The sequence below is a fragment of the Asanoa ishikariensis genome (genome assembly GCF_900107455.1).
GTDB classification, from domain to species: domain Bacteria; phylum Actinomycetota; class Actinomycetes; order Mycobacteriales; family Micromonosporaceae; genus Asanoa; species Asanoa ishikariensis.
This window is the reverse complement of record NZ_FNQB01000002.1, coordinates 546,799-563,030: the sequence shown is the minus strand read 5'-3', so window position 1 is coordinate 563,030 and position 16,232 is coordinate 546,799. Positions and strand designations below refer to the sequence as shown.

Annotated in this window: 14 protein-coding genes; 8 read left to right on the top strand and 6 right to left on the bottom strand. The window is 72.7% G+C overall.

From position 1 onward, the window contains the following. Positions 1-84: 84 nt before the first annotated feature. The 6 genes from BLV39_RS16930 to rocD all read left to right on the top strand — a co-directional run bounded on the left by BLV39_RS16930 (position 85) and on the right by rocD (position 6,619). Positions 85-930: a hypothetical protein gene (locus BLV39_RS16930; RefSeq protein ID WP_176984949.1), complete on the top strand. Its 846-nt coding sequence runs from the start codon at positions 85-87 to the stop codon at positions 928-930. A gap of 49 nt (positions 931-979) precedes the next feature. Next, complete coding sequence (locus BLV39_RS16925) at positions 980-2,134, top strand: carboxylate-amine ligase (protein WP_090793005.1); 1,155 nt, start codon at positions 980-982, stop codon at positions 2,132-2,134. After that, entirely contained in the window at positions 2,127-3,509 is a 1,383-nt protein-coding gene (locus BLV39_RS16920) for an FAD-dependent oxidoreductase (RefSeq protein WP_090793002.1), read from the top strand. Before BLV39_RS16925 ends, BLV39_RS16920 begins: the two co-directional genes overlap by 8 nt. A 59-nt stretch (positions 3,510-3,568) precedes the next feature. After that, positions 3,569-4,321, top strand: coding sequence for an ABC transporter permease (locus BLV39_RS16915; protein ID WP_090793001.1), 753 nt, complete (start codon positions 3,569-3,571; stop codon positions 4,319-4,321). A 244-nt stretch (positions 4,322-4,565) separates the two neighbouring features. Next, complete coding sequence (gene ddaH, locus BLV39_RS16910) at positions 4,566-5,408, top strand: dimethylargininase (protein ID WP_090792998.1); 843 nt, start codon at positions 4,566-4,568, stop codon at positions 5,406-5,408. Then, positions 5,405-6,619, top strand: a complete 1,215-nt coding sequence (gene rocD / locus BLV39_RS16905) for an ornithine--oxo-acid transaminase (RefSeq protein ID WP_090792996.1) — start codon at positions 5,405-5,407, stop codon at positions 6,617-6,619. Before ddaH ends, rocD begins: the two co-directional genes overlap by 4 nt. A 51-nt stretch (positions 6,620-6,670) precedes the next feature. On the opposite strand, the gene BLV39_RS16900 is transcribed toward rocD, so the two are convergent. Further along, on the bottom strand, positions 6,671-7,240 hold the full coding sequence (locus BLV39_RS16900) for a TetR/AcrR family transcriptional regulator (RefSeq protein ID WP_176984948.1): 570 nt from the start codon (positions 7,238-7,240) through the stop codon (positions 6,671-6,673). 48 nt (positions 7,241-7,288) lie between these two features. Between BLV39_RS16900 and BLV39_RS16895 the strand changes: the two genes are divergently transcribed. Then, positions 7,289-8,242: a zinc-dependent alcohol dehydrogenase family protein gene (locus BLV39_RS16895; protein WP_090792990.1), complete on the top strand. Its 954-nt coding sequence runs from the start codon at positions 7,289-7,291 to the stop codon at positions 8,240-8,242. 5 nt (positions 8,243-8,247) lie between these two features. Here BLV39_RS16895 and BLV39_RS16890 read toward each other — a convergent pair whose 3' ends face one another. From BLV39_RS16890 to BLV39_RS16880, 3 genes are read right to left on the bottom strand one after another with little or no spacing between them, the layout of a single operon-like run. Then, a complete protein-coding gene (locus BLV39_RS16890; RefSeq protein ID WP_090792987.1) occupies positions 8,248-9,354 on the bottom strand; it encodes an FHA domain-containing protein in 1,107 nt (368 codons plus the stop codon). Continuing rightward, entirely contained in the window at positions 9,351-9,644 is a 294-nt protein-coding gene (locus tag BLV39_RS16885; protein ID WP_090792984.1) for a 4a-hydroxytetrahydrobiopterin dehydratase, read from the bottom strand. Before BLV39_RS16885 ends, BLV39_RS16890 begins: the two co-directional genes overlap by 4 nt. A 52-nt stretch (positions 9,645-9,696) precedes the next feature. Continuing rightward, positions 9,697-10,683 (bottom strand): cation diffusion facilitator family transporter, encoded by a 987-nt coding sequence (locus tag BLV39_RS16880; RefSeq protein ID WP_090792982.1) that lies wholly within the window; start codon positions 10,681-10,683, stop codon positions 9,697-9,699. An 81-nt stretch (positions 10,684-10,764) separates the two neighbouring features. Between BLV39_RS16880 and BLV39_RS16875 the strand changes: the two genes are divergently transcribed. Continuing rightward, the gene (locus BLV39_RS16875; protein ID WP_090792979.1) at positions 10,765-11,529 is read left to right on the top strand and encodes a hypothetical protein; all 765 of its coding nucleotides are present in this window, start codon (positions 10,765-10,767) and stop codon (positions 11,527-11,529) included. Positions 11,530-11,591: 62 nt separating this feature from the next. On the opposite strand, the gene BLV39_RS16870 is transcribed toward BLV39_RS16875, so the two are convergent. Next, positions 11,592-12,611, bottom strand: a complete 1,020-nt coding sequence (locus tag BLV39_RS16870) for a fatty acid desaturase family protein (protein ID WP_090792976.1) — start codon at positions 12,609-12,611, stop codon at positions 11,592-11,594. A gap of 90 nt (positions 12,612-12,701) precedes the next feature. Next, complete coding sequence (locus BLV39_RS44805) at positions 12,702-16,229, bottom strand: SCO7613 C-terminal domain-containing membrane protein (protein WP_143049788.1); 3,528 nt, start codon at positions 16,227-16,229, stop codon at positions 12,702-12,704. Positions 16,230-16,232: the final 3 nt, after the last annotated feature.

Genomic DNA, 16,232 nt, shown 5'->3' with positions numbered 1-16,232 from the left:
CGGATCCCAACTTCGACCATAGGCAGCTACCTAGAATGATTCTCATAAAACGGACTTAAAAGACGGCAGGGGGTGGGTACGCCGATGGGTGGCTGGTTCTCTCGCACGATCGTCGATACCGGACGCCTGCCGCTGTTCTGCTTCTTCGTGGGCTTCATCGTCACGTTCGCGTTCATCCGGTTCTCGGTCCGGATGATCCGGGCGAACGTGAAGTGGTGGCCGGGCAATGTCAGCCCGGGCGGGACGCACATCCACCACGTGGTGTTCGGCGTGATCTTCATGCTCATCGCGGGCGTCACCGGCTTCGCCCTCAACACCGACAACACCGCCGCCAACGCGGTCTTCGCCGGCATATTCGGCCTGGGCTCGGCGCTGGTGCTCGACGAGTTCTCGCTGATCCTGCACCTCGACGACGTCTACTGGTCGGAGAAGGGGCGCACCTCGATCGACGCGGTCTTCATCGCGGTCGCCTTCACCGGACTGCTGCTGGTCGGCCTGCGACCGATCGGCGTCGACAACATCACCGAGGCCCGCGGCGCCGGCGAGTCGACACTCACCGCGTGGCTCGTCGGCACGATCGCCCTGGTGCTCAACTTCTCGCTCGCCGGCATCACCCTGATGAAGGGCAAGATCTGGACCGGCCTGATCGGGCTGTTCCTGCCGATCCTGATCCTGGTGGGCGCGATCCGGCTGGCCCGGCCGCACTCACCCTGGGCCCGCTGGCGCTATCAGCGCGACAAGCCCCGCGCCCAGCGCAAGATGGCCCGCGCGGTGCAGCGGGAGCGCCGCCTGCGCGCGCCGATGATCGCCGGCAAGGACTGGTTGCAGAACACGATCGCCGGAAGCCCGGACGCGCCGGCTGCCGAGGGTGCGGACGTGCGGACCGCCGAAGACACGGACGTGCGGACGCCCGACGAGCCGTCCTCATGATCGCCGCGGTAAGGCTTCACGAACCGGAAGGCTGGGTAACGATGGTTGCATGTCACACGTGGTGCGGGACGCCGCCGGCTCGGCGGGCGAGCGGGAGGTCGACAGCGCGTTGTTGACCGTCGGAGTCGAGGAGGAGTTCCTCCTGGTCGACCCGGCGACCGGCGCGGCCGCCGAGGCGGTCGAGGCGGTGCTCGCCGAGGTCCCGCCCGAACTGCGCGGGCAGGTCCAGCACGAGTTCCAGACCAGCCAGATCGAGATCGGCAGCCCGCCCGGCCTGCAACTCGAGGCGCTCTCCCACTCGCTCGGGATCCTCCGTTCGGGGCTGTCCGGGGCGGCCGAGCGGGCCGGCTACCGGATGCTCGCCGTCGGCACCGGCCCGGCCGGGCCGGACGACGACCACAGCCCACGGATCGTCGACAACCCGCGGTTCCACCGGATGATCGAGCGCTACGGCAACGTCTCCCCCGGCCCGGGCTACAACGGCATGCACGTGCACGTCGGCATCCCGGGCCCGGACATCGGCGTCGAGGTGCTCAACCACCTGCGCCCGTGGCTGCCCGTCCTGCACGCGGCCACCACCAACTCGCCGTTCTACAACGGGCGAGACACCGGCTACGCGAGTTGGCGCTCGGTGCTCTGGAACCGCTGGCCCCCGGTCGGTCCGACGCCGTGGCTGGAGTCGCACGCCCACTACCTCACCCTGGTCGACGAGCTGATCGACTCCGGCATGCTGCTCGATTCGGGAATGCTCTACTGGTACGCCCGGCTCTCCTCGCACCTGCCCACCGTCGAGATCCGGATCGGCGACGTCTGCCTGACCATTGACGACGCGGTCCTGATCGCCGCGTTGATCCGCGGCCTGGTCTCGGCGGCCCTCGAGGACATCGAGGCGGGCCGCCCGGCCCTGCCGATCGACCACCACATGCTGGTCGCGGCGCACTGGCGGGCCGCGCACGACGGGCTCGAAGGGCTCGCCTGCGACCTGTTCGACGGCGGCACCCACCCGGCGTGGCAGCTCGTCCGCCGGCTCTTCGAACGGATCGGCCCGCACCTGGAACGGCACGGCGACCTGGAGACGGTGAGCTACCTGCTGGGCCGCCTGCACACGCACGGCACCGGCGCCGCCCGGCAGCGCTCGGTCTTCAACCGCACCGGGGAGATGAGTCAAGTGATCGACTACCTCGCGGTACAGACCCGTGGTTGAGCGTCTCGTCGTGATCGGCGGCGACGCGGCCGGCATGTCCGCCGCGTCCCAGGCCCGGCGCCGCCGTTCCGCCGACGACCTGTCCATCGTGGCCTTCGAGCGCGGCCGGTTCACGTCCTACTCGGCCTGCGGCATCCCGTACTGGGTCGGCGGCCTGGTCGAGGAGCGCGACGAGCTGATCGCCCGTACGCCCGGCGTGTTCCACAGCGACTACGACATCGACGTGCGCACCCGCCACGAGGTGGTCGACATCGACCTCGAGCGGCGCGAGGTGGTCGCCGTGGCCCTCGACGAGGGCCGGCGCGAGGTGCGCCAGCCGTTCGACCAGCTCGTGTACGCCACCGGCGCCGTGCCCGTGCACCCGCAGTGGGCCGAGGAGGGCATCGCCGGCGTGTTCGGCGTGCAGACCCTCGACGACGGCGACGCGCTGCACGCCTGGCTGCTCCGCGACCCCAAGCCGAAGCACGCCGTGGTGGTCGGCGGCGGCTACATCGGCGTCGAGATGGCCGAGGCGATGATCAATCGTGGGCTCGCGGTGACGCTGGTGGAGCGCGGGGAACAGCCGATGTCGACGGTGGACCCGGACATGGGCGCGCTGGTCGCCGACAAGCTCCGCTCGCTCGGCATCGAGGTGCTCTCCGGCCGCGCGGTCACCGGGCTCGACCACCGCGGCGGCGTCGTGTCCGCGGTGCACACCGACGAGGGCTCGATCCCGGCCGACATCGTCGTGCTGGGCCTGGGCATCAAACCCAACACCACCCTCGCCCGCACGGCCGGCCTGTCGCTGGGCCCGACCGGCGGCGTCCGGGTCGACCTGCGGATGCGGGTCATCGACGCGCCCGGCGTCTGGGCGGTCGGCGACTGCGTCGAGTCGGTGCACCGGGTCACCGGCCGGCCGGTGCACATCCCGCTCGGCACGCACGCCAACAAGCAGGGCCGGGTCGCGGGCATCAACATCGGCGGCGGGTACGCGACCTTCCCCGGCGTGATCGGCACCGCGGTGACCCGGGTCTGCGACCTCGAGGTCGCCCGCACCGGGCTGCTCTCCAAGGAGGCCGAGGCCGCCGGCTTCTCGTTCGTCACCGCGTCCGTCGAGTCCACCAACCGCGCCGGCTACTTCCCCGGCGCCGACCCGATGACGATCAAGCTGCTCGCGGAGCGGGGCACCGGCCGGCTGCTCGGCGCCCAGATCGTCGGGCGCTCCGAGGCGGCGAAGCGGATCGACCCGCTGGCGGTGGCACTGTGGAACAAGATGACCGTCGAGGACATGGTCGGGCTCGACCTCGGATACGCCCCGCCGTACGCCCCCGTCTGGGACCCGGTGCTGATCGCGGCCCGCAAGGCGGTCGAGGCGCTCGGCATCCCCGATCGGTAGGCATGGATATCGGCCACTGTGGGTAATCCCTGCCGGGTAACCCTTGATGGAGGTGTCCAGTGGTCAAGATTCCGTCGTTCACGCGGCGCGAGGAGAACGCCGTCGTGGATGAGAACCGCGCCGCGACCGATGAGACCGTGGTCCGGGACCGGACCACCGACAGCACTGTAGGCGCCGAGCGTGTGGACCGGGCCGAGCGGGCCGAGCGCGTGGACCGCGCCGGGCGCACTGACCGGGCCGAGCGCCCGACGCTCTGGGGCCGGTGGTCGGACCGCGACCGCGGTCGGGTGAGCGACCCCGCGACCGGCCGCGCCACTCCCCCTGCCCCGCCAACGCCCGCCGTCGTGCCGACGTCACCGGCTGGGCCCAACGCACCCACCGCCGCGGAGCGCCGGCTCGCCGGCACCGACCTGCATGACGACACCCGCCCGACCGAGCCGGTCACCGAGACCCGCCCCGAGCCGACCGCCGAGGTGCCGGCCGGCCCGAAGCCGCGCACCAGCGTGCTCGCCACGCTCAGCCTGGTCTTCGCGATCAGCGGCGCGTTCCTCGTGCTCAGCGGCGCCCTGGCCGGTTGGGGCATCGCCGTCGGTGCGATCGGCTTCCTGATGGCGGTGTCCGCGTTCGCCGCGACCCGCAAGCGGCACGTGGCCGGCAAGCTCGACGCGATGCTCGGCCTGCTGATCGGTGGCGCGGCCGTGGTGATCGGCATCCTGGCCTTCACCGGCGCCTTCGCCTGGCCGACCACGGACGCCGACTGGGTCGAGCGCCTACGCGGGTGGCTCGACTCACAGTTTGTCGACCGGATCTAGCGGGAACTAGTCATCCTGGAGCGGCACGGACAACCGCTCCGGCACGACCTGGGTGACGTGGTTCACCGACCCCGTGGTTGCTTGGGGGGCAGCGTTCAGACGCTGCCCCCCAAAACGCTCTCTAGGGCCTCTTAGCGCCGCGCAACGAATCACGGGTGGCGCCCCGGAATGACGCAACGATCTTCCGCAGGACGCAATCGTTTCCCATGGCCCGCGTGTGACCTGCGCACATAGCGTTGCCGGCATGACGATGGACTCGGTCGGCGGACGGCGGTACCTCATGTGCCGGCCGACGTACTTCGCCGTGAGCTACAAGATCAACCCATGGATGGACCCCACCGCGCCCTATGACACGGCGCTCGCGATCGAGCAGTGGACACGGCTCCGGGAGACCTTCCTGGAGCTCGGCCACACGGTCGAGGAAATCGACCCGTTGCCCGGTCTGCCCGACATGGTGTTCGCCGCGAACGGCGCGACCGTTGTCGACGGCACCGTCCTCGCCGTCCAGTTCCGCGACCCGGAGCGCGCCGACGAGGGTCCGGCCTACCGGTCGTGGTTCGAGCGCGCCGGCTACGCCGTACACGAGGCGAAGTTCGTCAACGAGGGCGAAGGCGACCTGATGCTGGCCGGCGACGTCGTGCTCGCCGGCACCGGGTTCCGCACCACCCACGCGGCACATGCCCGGGCCCAGGAGGTCCTCGGCCGCCCCGTGATCACGCTGCAGCTCGTCGACCCACGCTTCTACCACCTCGACACGGCGCTGTGCGTGCTGTCGGGTTCCGACGGGACCGGGCCCGCGAAGATCGCCTACCTGCCCGAGGCGTTCTCGCCCGGGTCGCAGGCGGTGCTCCGCCTGCTGTTCCCGGACGCGGTCATCGCCTCGGTCGCCGACGCCGAGGTGCTCGGCCTCAACGCGGTCAGCGACGGGACGACCGTGGTGCTGGCCTCCCAGGCGGTCGAGCTGGCAGCCGCGCTGCGCGAGCGGGGATACCGCACAATCGGTGTAGACATGTCTGAACTACGCAAAGCGGGCGGCGGCGCCAAGTGCTGCACGCTCGAACTGCGTCCGGGCGGAGGAACCTCATGATTCTCGACGACGTGCTGCGGACGCCCGCGGCCATCCGCGACGCGGAGCGCCACACGGCACACAACTACCACCCGCTGCCGGTCGTGATCGCGACGGCCGAGGGCTCCTGGGTGACCGACATCGACGGCCGGCGCTACCTGGACTTCCTGGCCGGCTACTCGGCCCTCAACTTCGGGCACCGCAACCCGGTGCTGACCGCGGCGGCGCACGCCCAGCTCGACCGGGTGACGCTGACCAGCCGGGCGTTCGTGCACGACCAGTTCGCCGAGTTCTGCTCGCGCCTGGCCGCCCTGTGCGGCAAGGACCAGGTCCTGCCGATGAACACCGGCGCCGAGGCGGTCGAGACCGCCATCAAGATCTCGCGCAAGTGGGGCTACCGCGTCAAGGGCGTGCCGGCGGACCAGGCCACGATCGTGGTCGCGGCCGGCAACTTCCACGGGCGCACGACGACGATCATCTCGTTCTCCGATGACCCGGACGCGCACGACGACTTTGGTCCGTACACGCCGGGCTTCCGGATCGTCCCCTACGGCGACCTGGCCGCGATGGCGGAAGCGATCGACGAGACCACCGTCGCGGTGCTGATCGAGCCCATCCAGGGCGAGCAGGGTGTCGTGGTGCCGCCGGACGGCTACCTGCCCGGCGTGCGCGCGCTGTGCACCGACCAGAACGTGCTGTTCGTCGCCGACGAGATCCAGTCCGGCCTCGGCCGCACCGGCGACACCTTCGCCTGCGACCACGAGTCGGTCGTGCCTGACGTCTACATCCTGGGCAAGGCCCTTGGCGGCGGCATCGTCCCGGTGTCCGCGATCGCCGCGAACAGCGACGTGCTCGGCGTGATCAAGCCGGGCCAGCACGGCTCGACGTTCGGCGGCAACCCGCTGGCCTGCGCGGTCGCGATCGAGGTGGTGAAGCTCCTGGAGAGCGGCACCTACCAGGCCAGGGCGAAGGAGAACGGCGCCTACCTGCTCGCCGAGCTGCGGACCCTGATCGGCAACGGCCTGCTGGCCGTCCGGGGTCGCGGCCTGTGGGCCGGCATCGACGTCGACCCGGAGCTGATGACCGGCCGCGAGGCCTGCGAGCGGCTGGCCGAGCGCGGAATACTGGCCAAGGACACCCACGGCTCGACCCTGCGCCTGGCCCCGCCGCTGATCATCGACAAGGACGACATCGACGTAGCGGTGGCAGCCCTGCGAGCGATCCTGAAATAGCCCGATCCGCGAAAACGCCCCTGGTAGCCCCGGGGGCGTTTTCGTTTGGCCTCAGGCCTGGAACGCGCGAATCGCCAGAGCGGCGAACCGTCGGGAGGCGGCGACTCGCGCATTGATCGACATAGCGTCCAGGCCACCGTTGGCCCTCAGCACGAGGACGAGATCGTCGAGGGTGAAGTCCGGCGAGAGCTGGCCGGTCGCCTTGGCGCGGCGGGCGAGCTCGGCGAGCGAGGTGAGCGCTTGTGCACGCCGGGCGGCGAGGTCCAGGGCGCCCGGGAAGGCCGCGGCGAACGCGGCGGCGAAGCCTCGGCATCGGGCGTGCAGCTCGCAGAGCTCCTCGATGACGAAACGCAGTCCCCGCCACGGATCCGGGTTCGCGGCGCCTTCCTCGACGATGTTCAGGCAGGCCTGCATCTGCTCGGTGAAGGCCTCGGTGGCCAGCGCCTGCTTGGTCGGGAAGTGGCGGTAGAGGGTGGCGGGGCCGACTCCGGCGCGCCGGGCGACCTCGCGCATCGGCACGTCCAGGCCCTTCGCGGCGAACACGGCCCGAGCGGCCACGAGGATGCGCTCACGGTTGTCGCGGGCGTCCGAACGCGGGGTCTGAGTCAAAGAACTGGCCACTCTCTCACTTTAGCTAAACGGACGCCGGCGTCCGTTAGCGTCGGCACGATGAAGGCAGTCGCGATCAAGGAATTCGGCGGCCCGTCAGGGCTGGTCACGATCGATGTCCCGGACCCGGTCCCCGCCCCGGGGCAGGTTCTCGTCGCCACCGAGGCGATCGGCATCGGCGGCGTCGACGTCATGATCCGAAGCGGAGCGCTCGCCGCGTACGGCTTCCGCGAAGGTCACGTTCCCGGCGGCGAAGTGGCAGGCACGGTGACCGCGGTAGGCGACGGCGTCGACCCCGCACTGGTCGGGCAGCGGGTGTGGGCGTTCACCGGCACCGGCGGCGGCTACGTGGAGCAGGCGATCGCGCCGGCCGACGAGGTCGTGCCCCTGCCGGCGGACCTGTCCGCCGTCGACGCCGTCACGCTCGGAAGCGCCGGGGTCGTGGCCCATTTCGGCCTCGCCCACGCGCACTTCTCGCCGGGCGAGGCCGTGCTCGTGCGCGGTGCGGCCGGCAGCATCGGGATCATGACCGTCCAGCTCGCGGCTCGTGGTGGAGCGCGCGCCGTCGCGGTCACCACCTCCTCAGCCACGCGCGGCCGTCGGCTCCGTGACCTCGGTGCGACCCACGTGCTGGATCGCTCGGGAGCGGGAGGGCCGGCGGGTTACGACGTCATCGTCGACGTCGTGGCTGGGGAGAACCTGCCCTTGTTCATCGACCGGCTCAACCCAAACGGCCGGCTCGTCGTGGTCGGGGCGGTCGGTGGCCAACCGCCGGCCGACTTCGGCACGAAGCTGATGAGCGCTTTCCAGCGGTCGCTGTCCTTCGCCACGTTCAGCGCCGCGACGATCGCGCAGCCGGCCCGGCGGGCCGTGCGGATGGAGCAGTTCGCCGCCGCCGCTCGGGGCGAGCTCCAACCCGTGGTGCACGACGTGCTGCCCCTGGAACAGGCGGTGCGGGCGCACCAGAAAATGGCTGCGGGCGAAGTGTTCGGACGGATCGTGCTGACGCCGTAGCGCTCTTACCGATCCAGGGCGCGCATCGTCGTGGTCGGGGCCTCGGACATGACCGAGAGCGGGTTGGTGACGCCGCCCGTGGTCCAGGTGCGGGAGCGGGCCACCTGGACGCCCGGGAAGAGCTCGATCACGTCGCCGAGGGCGATCGCGCGGCTTTGCGACTTGAGGGTCACCCGGTTGTCGTCGTCGATCGAGCCGCCGGGGCGCACGCCCGTGCCGTTGGTGCTGACGTCCTGCGCCACCAGGTCGGAGCCGTGCAGCTCGAAGCGGACGTGGTTGCGGCTGATCCAGCGGCGGGCCTCGTCGGTCAGCCACTGGCCGAGCATCACACCACGCTCGGGGGCGCGGCCCACGACCACCGGCTGGTCGGCGGCGACCACGAAGCGCTGCCGGACCACGCCGCCGACCCGGGCGGACATGACCTCGACGCGGGGGCGCGGGCCGCCGTCGCCGAGCCGCGCCTCGTGCCGCGGGCAGGTGGGCGCGCCGGTGCGCAGGGTCGGTGGCGGCTGGCCACCGGGGCGGCCCGCCGGCTTGGCGCCGTAGGAGGAACACCCCGGCTCCGGGCACCGCCACAGGCGGGAGAGCAGTTTCATGCCGACGGGTGACGGGTCGGCGCTGCCGGGCTGGGCACCGCCGCCGACGCGGGCGATCAGCGTCGGACCGCCGGGGCCGGTCACCGGGGCGAGCAGCCGGCCGGGCTGGGCCAGCCAGCCGTAGCGCTGCCGCGCGCCGTCGAACCGGTTGCGGCTGAGCACGGGCAGGCCGAGCAGCTCGGCGACCTCGAGCAGCCGGTCGGCCGGGTCGCGGAGCACCTCGATGCGGCCGTCGTCAGCCCAGCGGCGGACCACCATGCGCTCGTTGGAGGTCAGGTCGGCGTCGGAGATCAGCGCGCGCGGCGCGATCACGTACACCGGGACGTTCTCCTCTTCGACCTGACGACCCAGTGCGTCGACCGCGATGCCGAGGCGCAGCAGGGTCGCCGGGCGCCCGCCGTCCAGGTCGACGAAACGGCTGACCTCGCCGAGGTCGACCACCGCGCGGGCCAGGGCCGGGTCGAGGCAGAGCCGGCTCTCGATCGCGTCAAGAACGCGAGAGATCTCGAACCTCATGCCGCGTCCCGGACGATCGCGTCGATGCGGCGGGCCAGGTCGAGGTCCTTGGCCGTGACGCCGCCGGCCGAGTGGGTGCTCAGCGTGAACCGCAGGCGCCGCCAGCGGATGTCGATGTCGGGGTGGTGGTCCAGCCCCTCCGCCACCTCGGCGACGCGGTCGACGACCGCGATCGCACCGGGAAAGCTGGCCAGCTCCGCGTCGCGGCTGATCCCCGTGGGGTCACCAGCCCAACCGTCGAGCTCGGCCAGCGCCGTCCGGAGTTCGTCGGCGCCCAACACCTCTGCCACGGGACAGACCCTACCTGGCCCGCGCACGGGCGCAATGCCCGTTACGAGCGGCTTACGGGCGGTGGTGATGCGCCACCACCGCGTGGTGGTCGGCGCCGTCGCGTGCCCGCGGGTCCGCGTGCACCAGAGCCCACGCCAGCCGGGGTACGGCGTGCAGCAGCCGATGTTCGGCGACCACCGCGATGCCGTGGGCGGCCACCACGTCCAGCCGCTCGTCGACGACGATCTCGCACTCGGCCCGCAGCCGGTGGCCGATCCAGCGCAGCCGCGCGGCGCCGATGTCGAGCACACCGGCGGTCTCGCGCAGGGTCCGCTCGACGGTGTCGACCAGGTGGGGGTCGACCGCGTCCATCAACCGCCGGTACACCTGCCGGGCCGCGCCGGCCAGCACCAGCAGGATCGCGGCGGTGATCAGCAGGCCGACGACCGGGTCCGCCCAGCGCCAGCCGAGCGCCAGGCCACCGGCCCCGAGCAGCACGCCGAGCGAGGTGAAGCCGTCGGTACGCGCGTGCAGTCCGTCGGCGACCAGCGCGGCCGAGCCGATCCGCCGGCCGACCCGGATCCGGTACTGGGCGACCACCTCGTTGCCGAGAAAGCCGAGCACGCCGGCCACCGCCACCGCGGGCAGGTGGTCGACGTCGGCCGGGTGCAGCAGCCGGCGGATCGCCTCCGCCGCGGCGAGCACCGCGGACGCCGCGATGAACAGCACGATCACGATCCCGGCCAGGTCTTCGGCCCGCCCGTAGCCGTAGGTGTAGCGCCGGTTCGGCGGCCGCCGCCCGACCAGGAACGCGATGAACAGCGGCACGGCGGTCAGCGCGTCGGCGACGTTGTGCAGGGTGTCGCCGAGCAGTGCGACCGAGCCGGACCAGACGACCACGACGGCTTGCAGGCCGGCGGTCACGCTGAGCACGGCGAGCGAGACCCAGACCGCACGGATACCCGCCCGACTGGTCTCCAACTCGCGGTCGACCTGGTCGGCGGTGTCGTGCGAGTGCGGACGCAGCGCGTGCCGCAGCCGGTGCCAGCGCGGTCCCATGCGCTCATCATGGCCCGGCGGCCGACCGGTCGGCGCTTGATCGACGTTTGCCGCTGGGGTGGATCGGGCACGTTTGCCCGCATGCGGATACGACTTGCGACCACCGGGCTCGGCGTGTTCGCCGCGCTCTGTATCGGACTCGCCGGTTGCGGCAGCACCGCCGCACCGGGCGTTACGGCCACCCCTTCGGCCGGTTCCTCCGACGCGTCGCCGGCGAGCGCCGCGACCGCGGAGCTCACCGCGGCCGCCCAGAAGCTCAACGACGACACCGTCAAGGTCACCCTGGAGTCGGCGGCGGTCACCAGCACCGGCAACCTCGACCCGAAGGCCGACAAGGCCACGATGAGCGTGAAGGTCGGCAACAGCTCGAACATCGACCTGCGGTCGATCGGCCAGGACGCCTGGCTCCAGGCGACCGGCGTGCCGGGCGTCGAGCCGGGCAAGTGGCTGCACATCGACGGCGCGCGGCTGGCCGGCACGACCTTCGACGCGCTGCCCGACGGTGACGCGGCCGGCGCCGGCAAGTTCGTCGAGCGGATGGCCGACGTGACCAAGTCGGCCGACGGCGCCTACCAGGGCACCATCGACCTGACGAAGGTTGCCGGCAGCGGCGTCTCCGTCGACGTGCTGGGCGGCAAGGGCAACTCCGTGCCGTTCACCGCCAAGGTCGACGACTCGGGCCGGCTGAGCGAGCTGACCATCGACCTGACCACGATCGACCCCCAGCTCGGCAAGATGACCACCACCTACTCGGACTTCGGCGCGTCAGTCGCGGTCACCGAGCCGCCGGCCGCTGACGTGGTCGAGGCACCGGAGTCGCTGCTCCAGGCACTCGGCGCCAAGTAGGCCTTGCTCTCCCCCTCCCGTACCCCCGCCGGCGCCCCCGCTCCGGTGGGGGTACGGGCTGTTCATCGGGCGACGTTGTGCATGTAGGTCAGCGCCTGCCGGTACGACTCGACCATCCCGGCCCAGTGGTAGGGGATGTTGTGCTCGGCGCAGTACGCCCGGACGATCGGCGCCGCCCGGCGCAGGTTGGCCCGCGGCATGCTCGGGAACAGGTGGTGCTCGACCTGGTAGTTGAGCCCGCCGAGAACCACGTCGACCCACTTGCCGCCGAGCACGTTGCGTGAGGTGAGCACCTGCTTGCGCAGGAAGTCGAGCTCGTCGGCCGCGGTCAGCACCGGCATGCCCTTGTGGTTCGGCGCGAACGACATGCCCATGTAAACGCCCCAGAGGCCCTGGTGCACGGCCATGAAGGCGAGCGCCTTGCCGGGGGGCAGCACGGAGAACACCAACGCGAAGTAGCCGATGGTGTGCATCACCAGCAACAGCGCCTCGGTGCGGCGGTGCCGCATCGGCACGTTGAACAGCGCCTTGATGCTCGACACGTGGAGGTTGAGGCCCTCGAGGGTGAGCAGCGGGAAGAACAGCCTGGCCTGGTTGCGGGCGAACCACCGGCCCCAGCCGGTGCGCTTCGCGGCCTGCTTCTCGGTCCAGACGATCACGCCCTCGCCGACGTCCGGGTCGTGGTCCTCGTGGTTCGGGTTCGCGTGGTGCCGGTTGTGCTTGTCGACCCACCAGCCGAAGCTGAGCCCGGTCGCCAGGTTGCCGACGGTCAGCCCGGCGACCTCGGCGGCCCGCCGGCTGCGGAACATCTGCTTGTGCCCGGCGTCGTGGCCGAGGAAGGCGACCTGGGTGGTGGCGATCGCGCACAGCGCGCCGATGGCCAGCGTCCACCACGAGTTGCCGACGAAGACGAAGGCGACCCAGGAGCCGGCGAAGAGCAGGGCGGTCAGGCCTATCGTCACCGCGTACCGGCCAGGCCGGCGCCGCATCAGGCCGGCCGCGGCGATTTCGCGGGAGAGGCGGGCGAAGTCACTTCCGCGTTGTTCCTGAGCCCCGCGGCGTTCCTGGGCGATCACAGTCATGGGGACAGCCTCCCCGTCGGCGACCTCCGGAACGAGCCCGCGACCCCCCGAACCCATGGTGGTGTCAACCCCACCATGGCGTCGTCACGCTCAGGTCATCCGGCCCAGCGCACCACGGACTTTGCGCAGGTCACGGAGCCGGCGCTCATAGGTCATCGCCACTGCGATCAAGATCAATCCCCCACCGGCGAGGTACGCCCAGCGGGGTACCAGATCCCATACCGCCAATTCGTGGAGGGTCAGCGCGACCAGGGTGAGCCCGCCCGCGACGACCGGCGCCCGCCACTGCCGGTGCGCACCGATCAGCACGATCGCCACCGCGCCGACGCCGAGCAGCAGCCGCCGCTCGAGCTGGCCGCCGGCCACCAGCACCGCCGCCAGGCTCGGCAGCAGGGCGGCGGCCAGGCCCGGACCGAGAGCTAGCCAACTGCCGAGCCGGGGGTTGTGGCGCAGGCCCAGGTAGCCGGCGCCGAGCGCCAGGGCCGCCGCCGGCAGCGTGTACGCCTCGCGCAGCGCGACCTCCCAGGTGACCAGCAGGAACCACCAGGCGAGGAGTTCGCTCCCACCGGCGGCGAAGGCCAGCGGCAGCCGGGCCCGCTCCTCGGGCAGGACGGCCCGGACGGCGAGCACCGCTCCCCAGGCGGTCGCGACGCCGGCCGCCATCGGCACGTCGCCCCAGGCGAGCAGCAGCGCCGGCAGCACCGCGACATGGCCCACCGCGTCGACGGCCGGCCCTTCGACGCCCGGCCGGCGGCGGCGCAACAGGTAACCGAGGCCGAGCGCGACGGCGCCGACCGCGAGGACCGGGAAGGACGCGTGGCGCAGCGGGAGTTCGGCGGCCCGCACCGCGGCGACGGCGAACCCGGCGCCCGCCGCGATCGCGGCCAGCCAGCCGGTGACCCGCGCGGCCGGCTGGCCGCCGGCGGCACCGGCGAAGGCGCCGGCCGCGATCACGGCGCCCAGCCCGACCAGGGTCGCGGCGGGGGTCGGCAGCAGGCCGGACAGCCCGGACCCGACCAGCAGCAGTGCCGGCATCGCGGCGGCAGCGGCCGCGGGGCGGACTGCGGCGGCGATGCCGAAGGCCAGGCCGGCGGCGAGCGTGATCGCCGGCACGACCGGCCACGGCGCACCGGCCACCACGAGGACGGCGATCACGCCACAGGCCGCGAGGAACGCCGCCAGCACCGCGACCAGCCCACCTGCGACGCCGCTGGGCCGCCAGACCCACGCACCACCGCCGACCAGCACGCCTGGTTCCGTCCGCTCCGCGCCCGGCTCCGCGGGCCGCACCGATTCGGGCGCGGGTGCGCCGACCGCCGACGCGGCGGGCTCCGAGCCGGACTCGGCCGGCTCGCGGCCGGGCGCGGCCAGCTCAGAGCCGGGCTCGGCCAGCTCGGGGCCAGGCTCGGCCAGCTCGGGGCCGGGCTCGGCCCGCTCGGGCGTTGTTTCCGCTGGTAGGGCGGTAGGCGCGGGCGCGCGGACCAGCGTGGCCAGGCAGACGGCCGCGAGGATCAGCAGGGTCGCCGCCGGGCCGGCGGTGACGTCGATGGTGCCGCCCGGGAGGCCGACACCCTCGGGCGCGCCCGTCCAGGCCTCCTCCCACCACGCGTAGGGCGCGAACAGCGGCACGATCACGGCGAGCGCCGCCAGCACGCTCGCCAGCAGCACCAGGGGAACGGCCGCCAGGCCGACCAGGAAGCGAGGCGTCCCTCGTAGGCCGATGGTGGCGACGGCGAGCGCCAGCAGCGCCACCGCCGGGTAGACGCCGGCCGGCTCGGTCAGCTCGGACAGCGGCGGCCAGATGCCGACCACCACGGCACCGACGGACAGCGCGCCGGCCGCCGCCGGTGCGAAATGGACCAACCGCGGCTGCCGGGCGAACAGCAGCGTCGCGGCCAGCGGGACCGCGAGGGCGGCCAGGCCCGCGCGGGCCGACCAGGCACCACCGGCACCGGCCGCGTACACGGTCGCGGCGACTGCCGCCGGCACCGCCGCCAGGCCGGCACCGCACCACCACACCGCGGCGCGCCTGGTCCGGACGGCGGCGGCCAACCCCAGCAACGCCAGCGCACCGAACACCGCGGCGGTCGACCACGGCCGGGCCAGGCCCACCACCACGGCATGGCCGGTCAGCAGCGCCGCTGCCACGCTCAGCTCCCAGGCCGGGCGGAACGTCAGCAGCAGCACCGCCGCCACTCCCAGGCCCAGCGCGGAGATCGCCCACCAGGGCAGGGCGAGCCAGGTCGGCAGCGCCAGCACGACGAGCACGCCGCCGCCGGTCACGACCGCGCGGCGCCAGTCCGCCGGCACCAGCAGTGCCAGGGCAGCGGTGCCGAGCGCCAGCGCTGCCGGAAGCTGCCAGTCCGGCAGCCACGTCCGGTCGAGCGTGCCCTCGGCGGTGAACGGCGGCATCGAAGCAGCCATCGTGGCCACCGCGACGGTCAGCGCCACCGCTGCGGTGATCAGCATGAACGTGCCGACGGTGACCAGGGCACCCGGCCGGGCGACCGGCAGCCGGACCGCGGCCAGCGCGATCACCAGCACGGTCGCGGCCGCCACCACCAGCAGGTAGGACGCGTTCAGCTCCGCGACCGGCCGCAGGATCGCGATCGCGACCGCCGGCGGCACGGTGACCGCACCGCCGACCGCGAGCCAGCGCGCCCGGCCGACGATCCCCGCTGCCACCAGCAGCACCGACACCAGCAGCACCGGGAGACCGGTCAGCAGGGCCGGCGTGTCACCGCCGACGAAGAGGACTACGAGTGCGCACACCCCCGATGCGATTTGCGCGCACCCGTAGCCGACCCAACCCAACACCCGCGTCGCCAGGCCGTCGGCCCGGACGAGCAGCAGGTTGATCGCCGCAGTGCCGCCAAACGCCAGCGCCCAGCCGCCCACCGGGGCGTCCAGCCACTCGGCCAGCAGCGGCAGCAGCGGCTGCACGGCGGCCAGCGCGGCCAGCCGGGGTGCGTGCAGGCCGGTCAGCCGCCCGTAGCCGACCCCGGCCGCAGCGGTCACCACGCAGACCAGGGCCGCGTACGGGGCGCCCTCCAGCGAGCCGACACCGAGCAGGTCCGAGTACCAGGCGGCGTAGCCGTCGAGCACGATCATCAGCATGCCGAGCGCGGCGAAGGTCTCCGCAGTCGAGCGCAGCCCGCGCCGGACGGTCAGCGGCGGCACCGCGAGCACGAGCGCGGTGACCACGGCAAGGCTCACCGCGCGGCCCGTCGCGCCGTAGGTCCACGCCACGCCGGTGAAGATGATGGCGGCCGCGCCGAACAAGAGAGCGCCGAGAGTGAACAGGACGTTCTGCGCCGTACGCGGGCTCGTCTCCGGCCGGGCCGCCGAAGGTGGCACCGCCACGACTGGGGCCGCTGCCACGAAGGCCGCCAGCCGGACCCGCGCCGCCGCCTCCTCCCGCTGCCGATGCGCGGCCGAGAGCTGGGCCGCGAGGTCGGCATGGGCCTGGCGGGCCTGCTCGACCGCCACGGTCAGGGTCGCGATCTCGTGGTTGAGGCGCACCACTTCCGCCGCGTCGAGATCGGGGCCTCGGCCGCAGCCGGGGCAGCCGGTCTCCAACGAAGCGGGCGTCCGGCAGGACGGGCAGGGATAGCTCACGCA

Excerpts from the sequence above, each read along its gene's own strand:
- BLV39_RS16930 (WP_176984949.1), top strand. The coding sequence starts at position 85 with ATGGGTGGCTGGTTCTCTCGCACGATCGTCGATACCGGACGCCTGCCG.
- BLV39_RS16925 (WP_090793005.1), top strand. The coding sequence starts at position 980 with ATGTCACACGTGGTGCGGGACGCCGCCGGCTCGGCGGGCGAGCGGGAG.
- ddaH (WP_090792998.1), top strand. The coding sequence starts at position 4,566 with ATGACGATGGACTCGGTCGGCGGACGGCGGTACCTCATGTGCCGGCCG.
- rocD (WP_090792996.1), top strand. The coding sequence starts at position 5,405 with ATGATTCTCGACGACGTGCTGCGGACGCCCGCGGCCATCCGCGACGCG.
- BLV39_RS16895 (WP_090792990.1), top strand. The coding sequence starts at position 7,289 with ATGAAGGCAGTCGCGATCAAGGAATTCGGCGGCCCGTCAGGGCTGGTC.
- BLV39_RS16890 (WP_090792987.1), bottom strand. The coding sequence starts at position 9,354 with ATGAGGTTCGAGATCTCTCGCGTTCTTGACGCGATCGAGAGCCGGCTC.
- BLV39_RS16880 (WP_090792982.1), bottom strand. The coding sequence starts at position 10,683 with ATGGGACCGCGCTGGCACCGGCTGCGGCACGCGCTGCGTCCGCACTCG.
- BLV39_RS16875 (WP_090792979.1), top strand. The coding sequence starts at position 10,765 with ATGCGGATACGACTTGCGACCACCGGGCTCGGCGTGTTCGCCGCGCTC.
- BLV39_RS16870 (WP_090792976.1), bottom strand. The coding sequence starts at position 12,611 with ATGACTGTGATCGCCCAGGAACGCCGCGGGGCTCAGGAACAACGCGGA.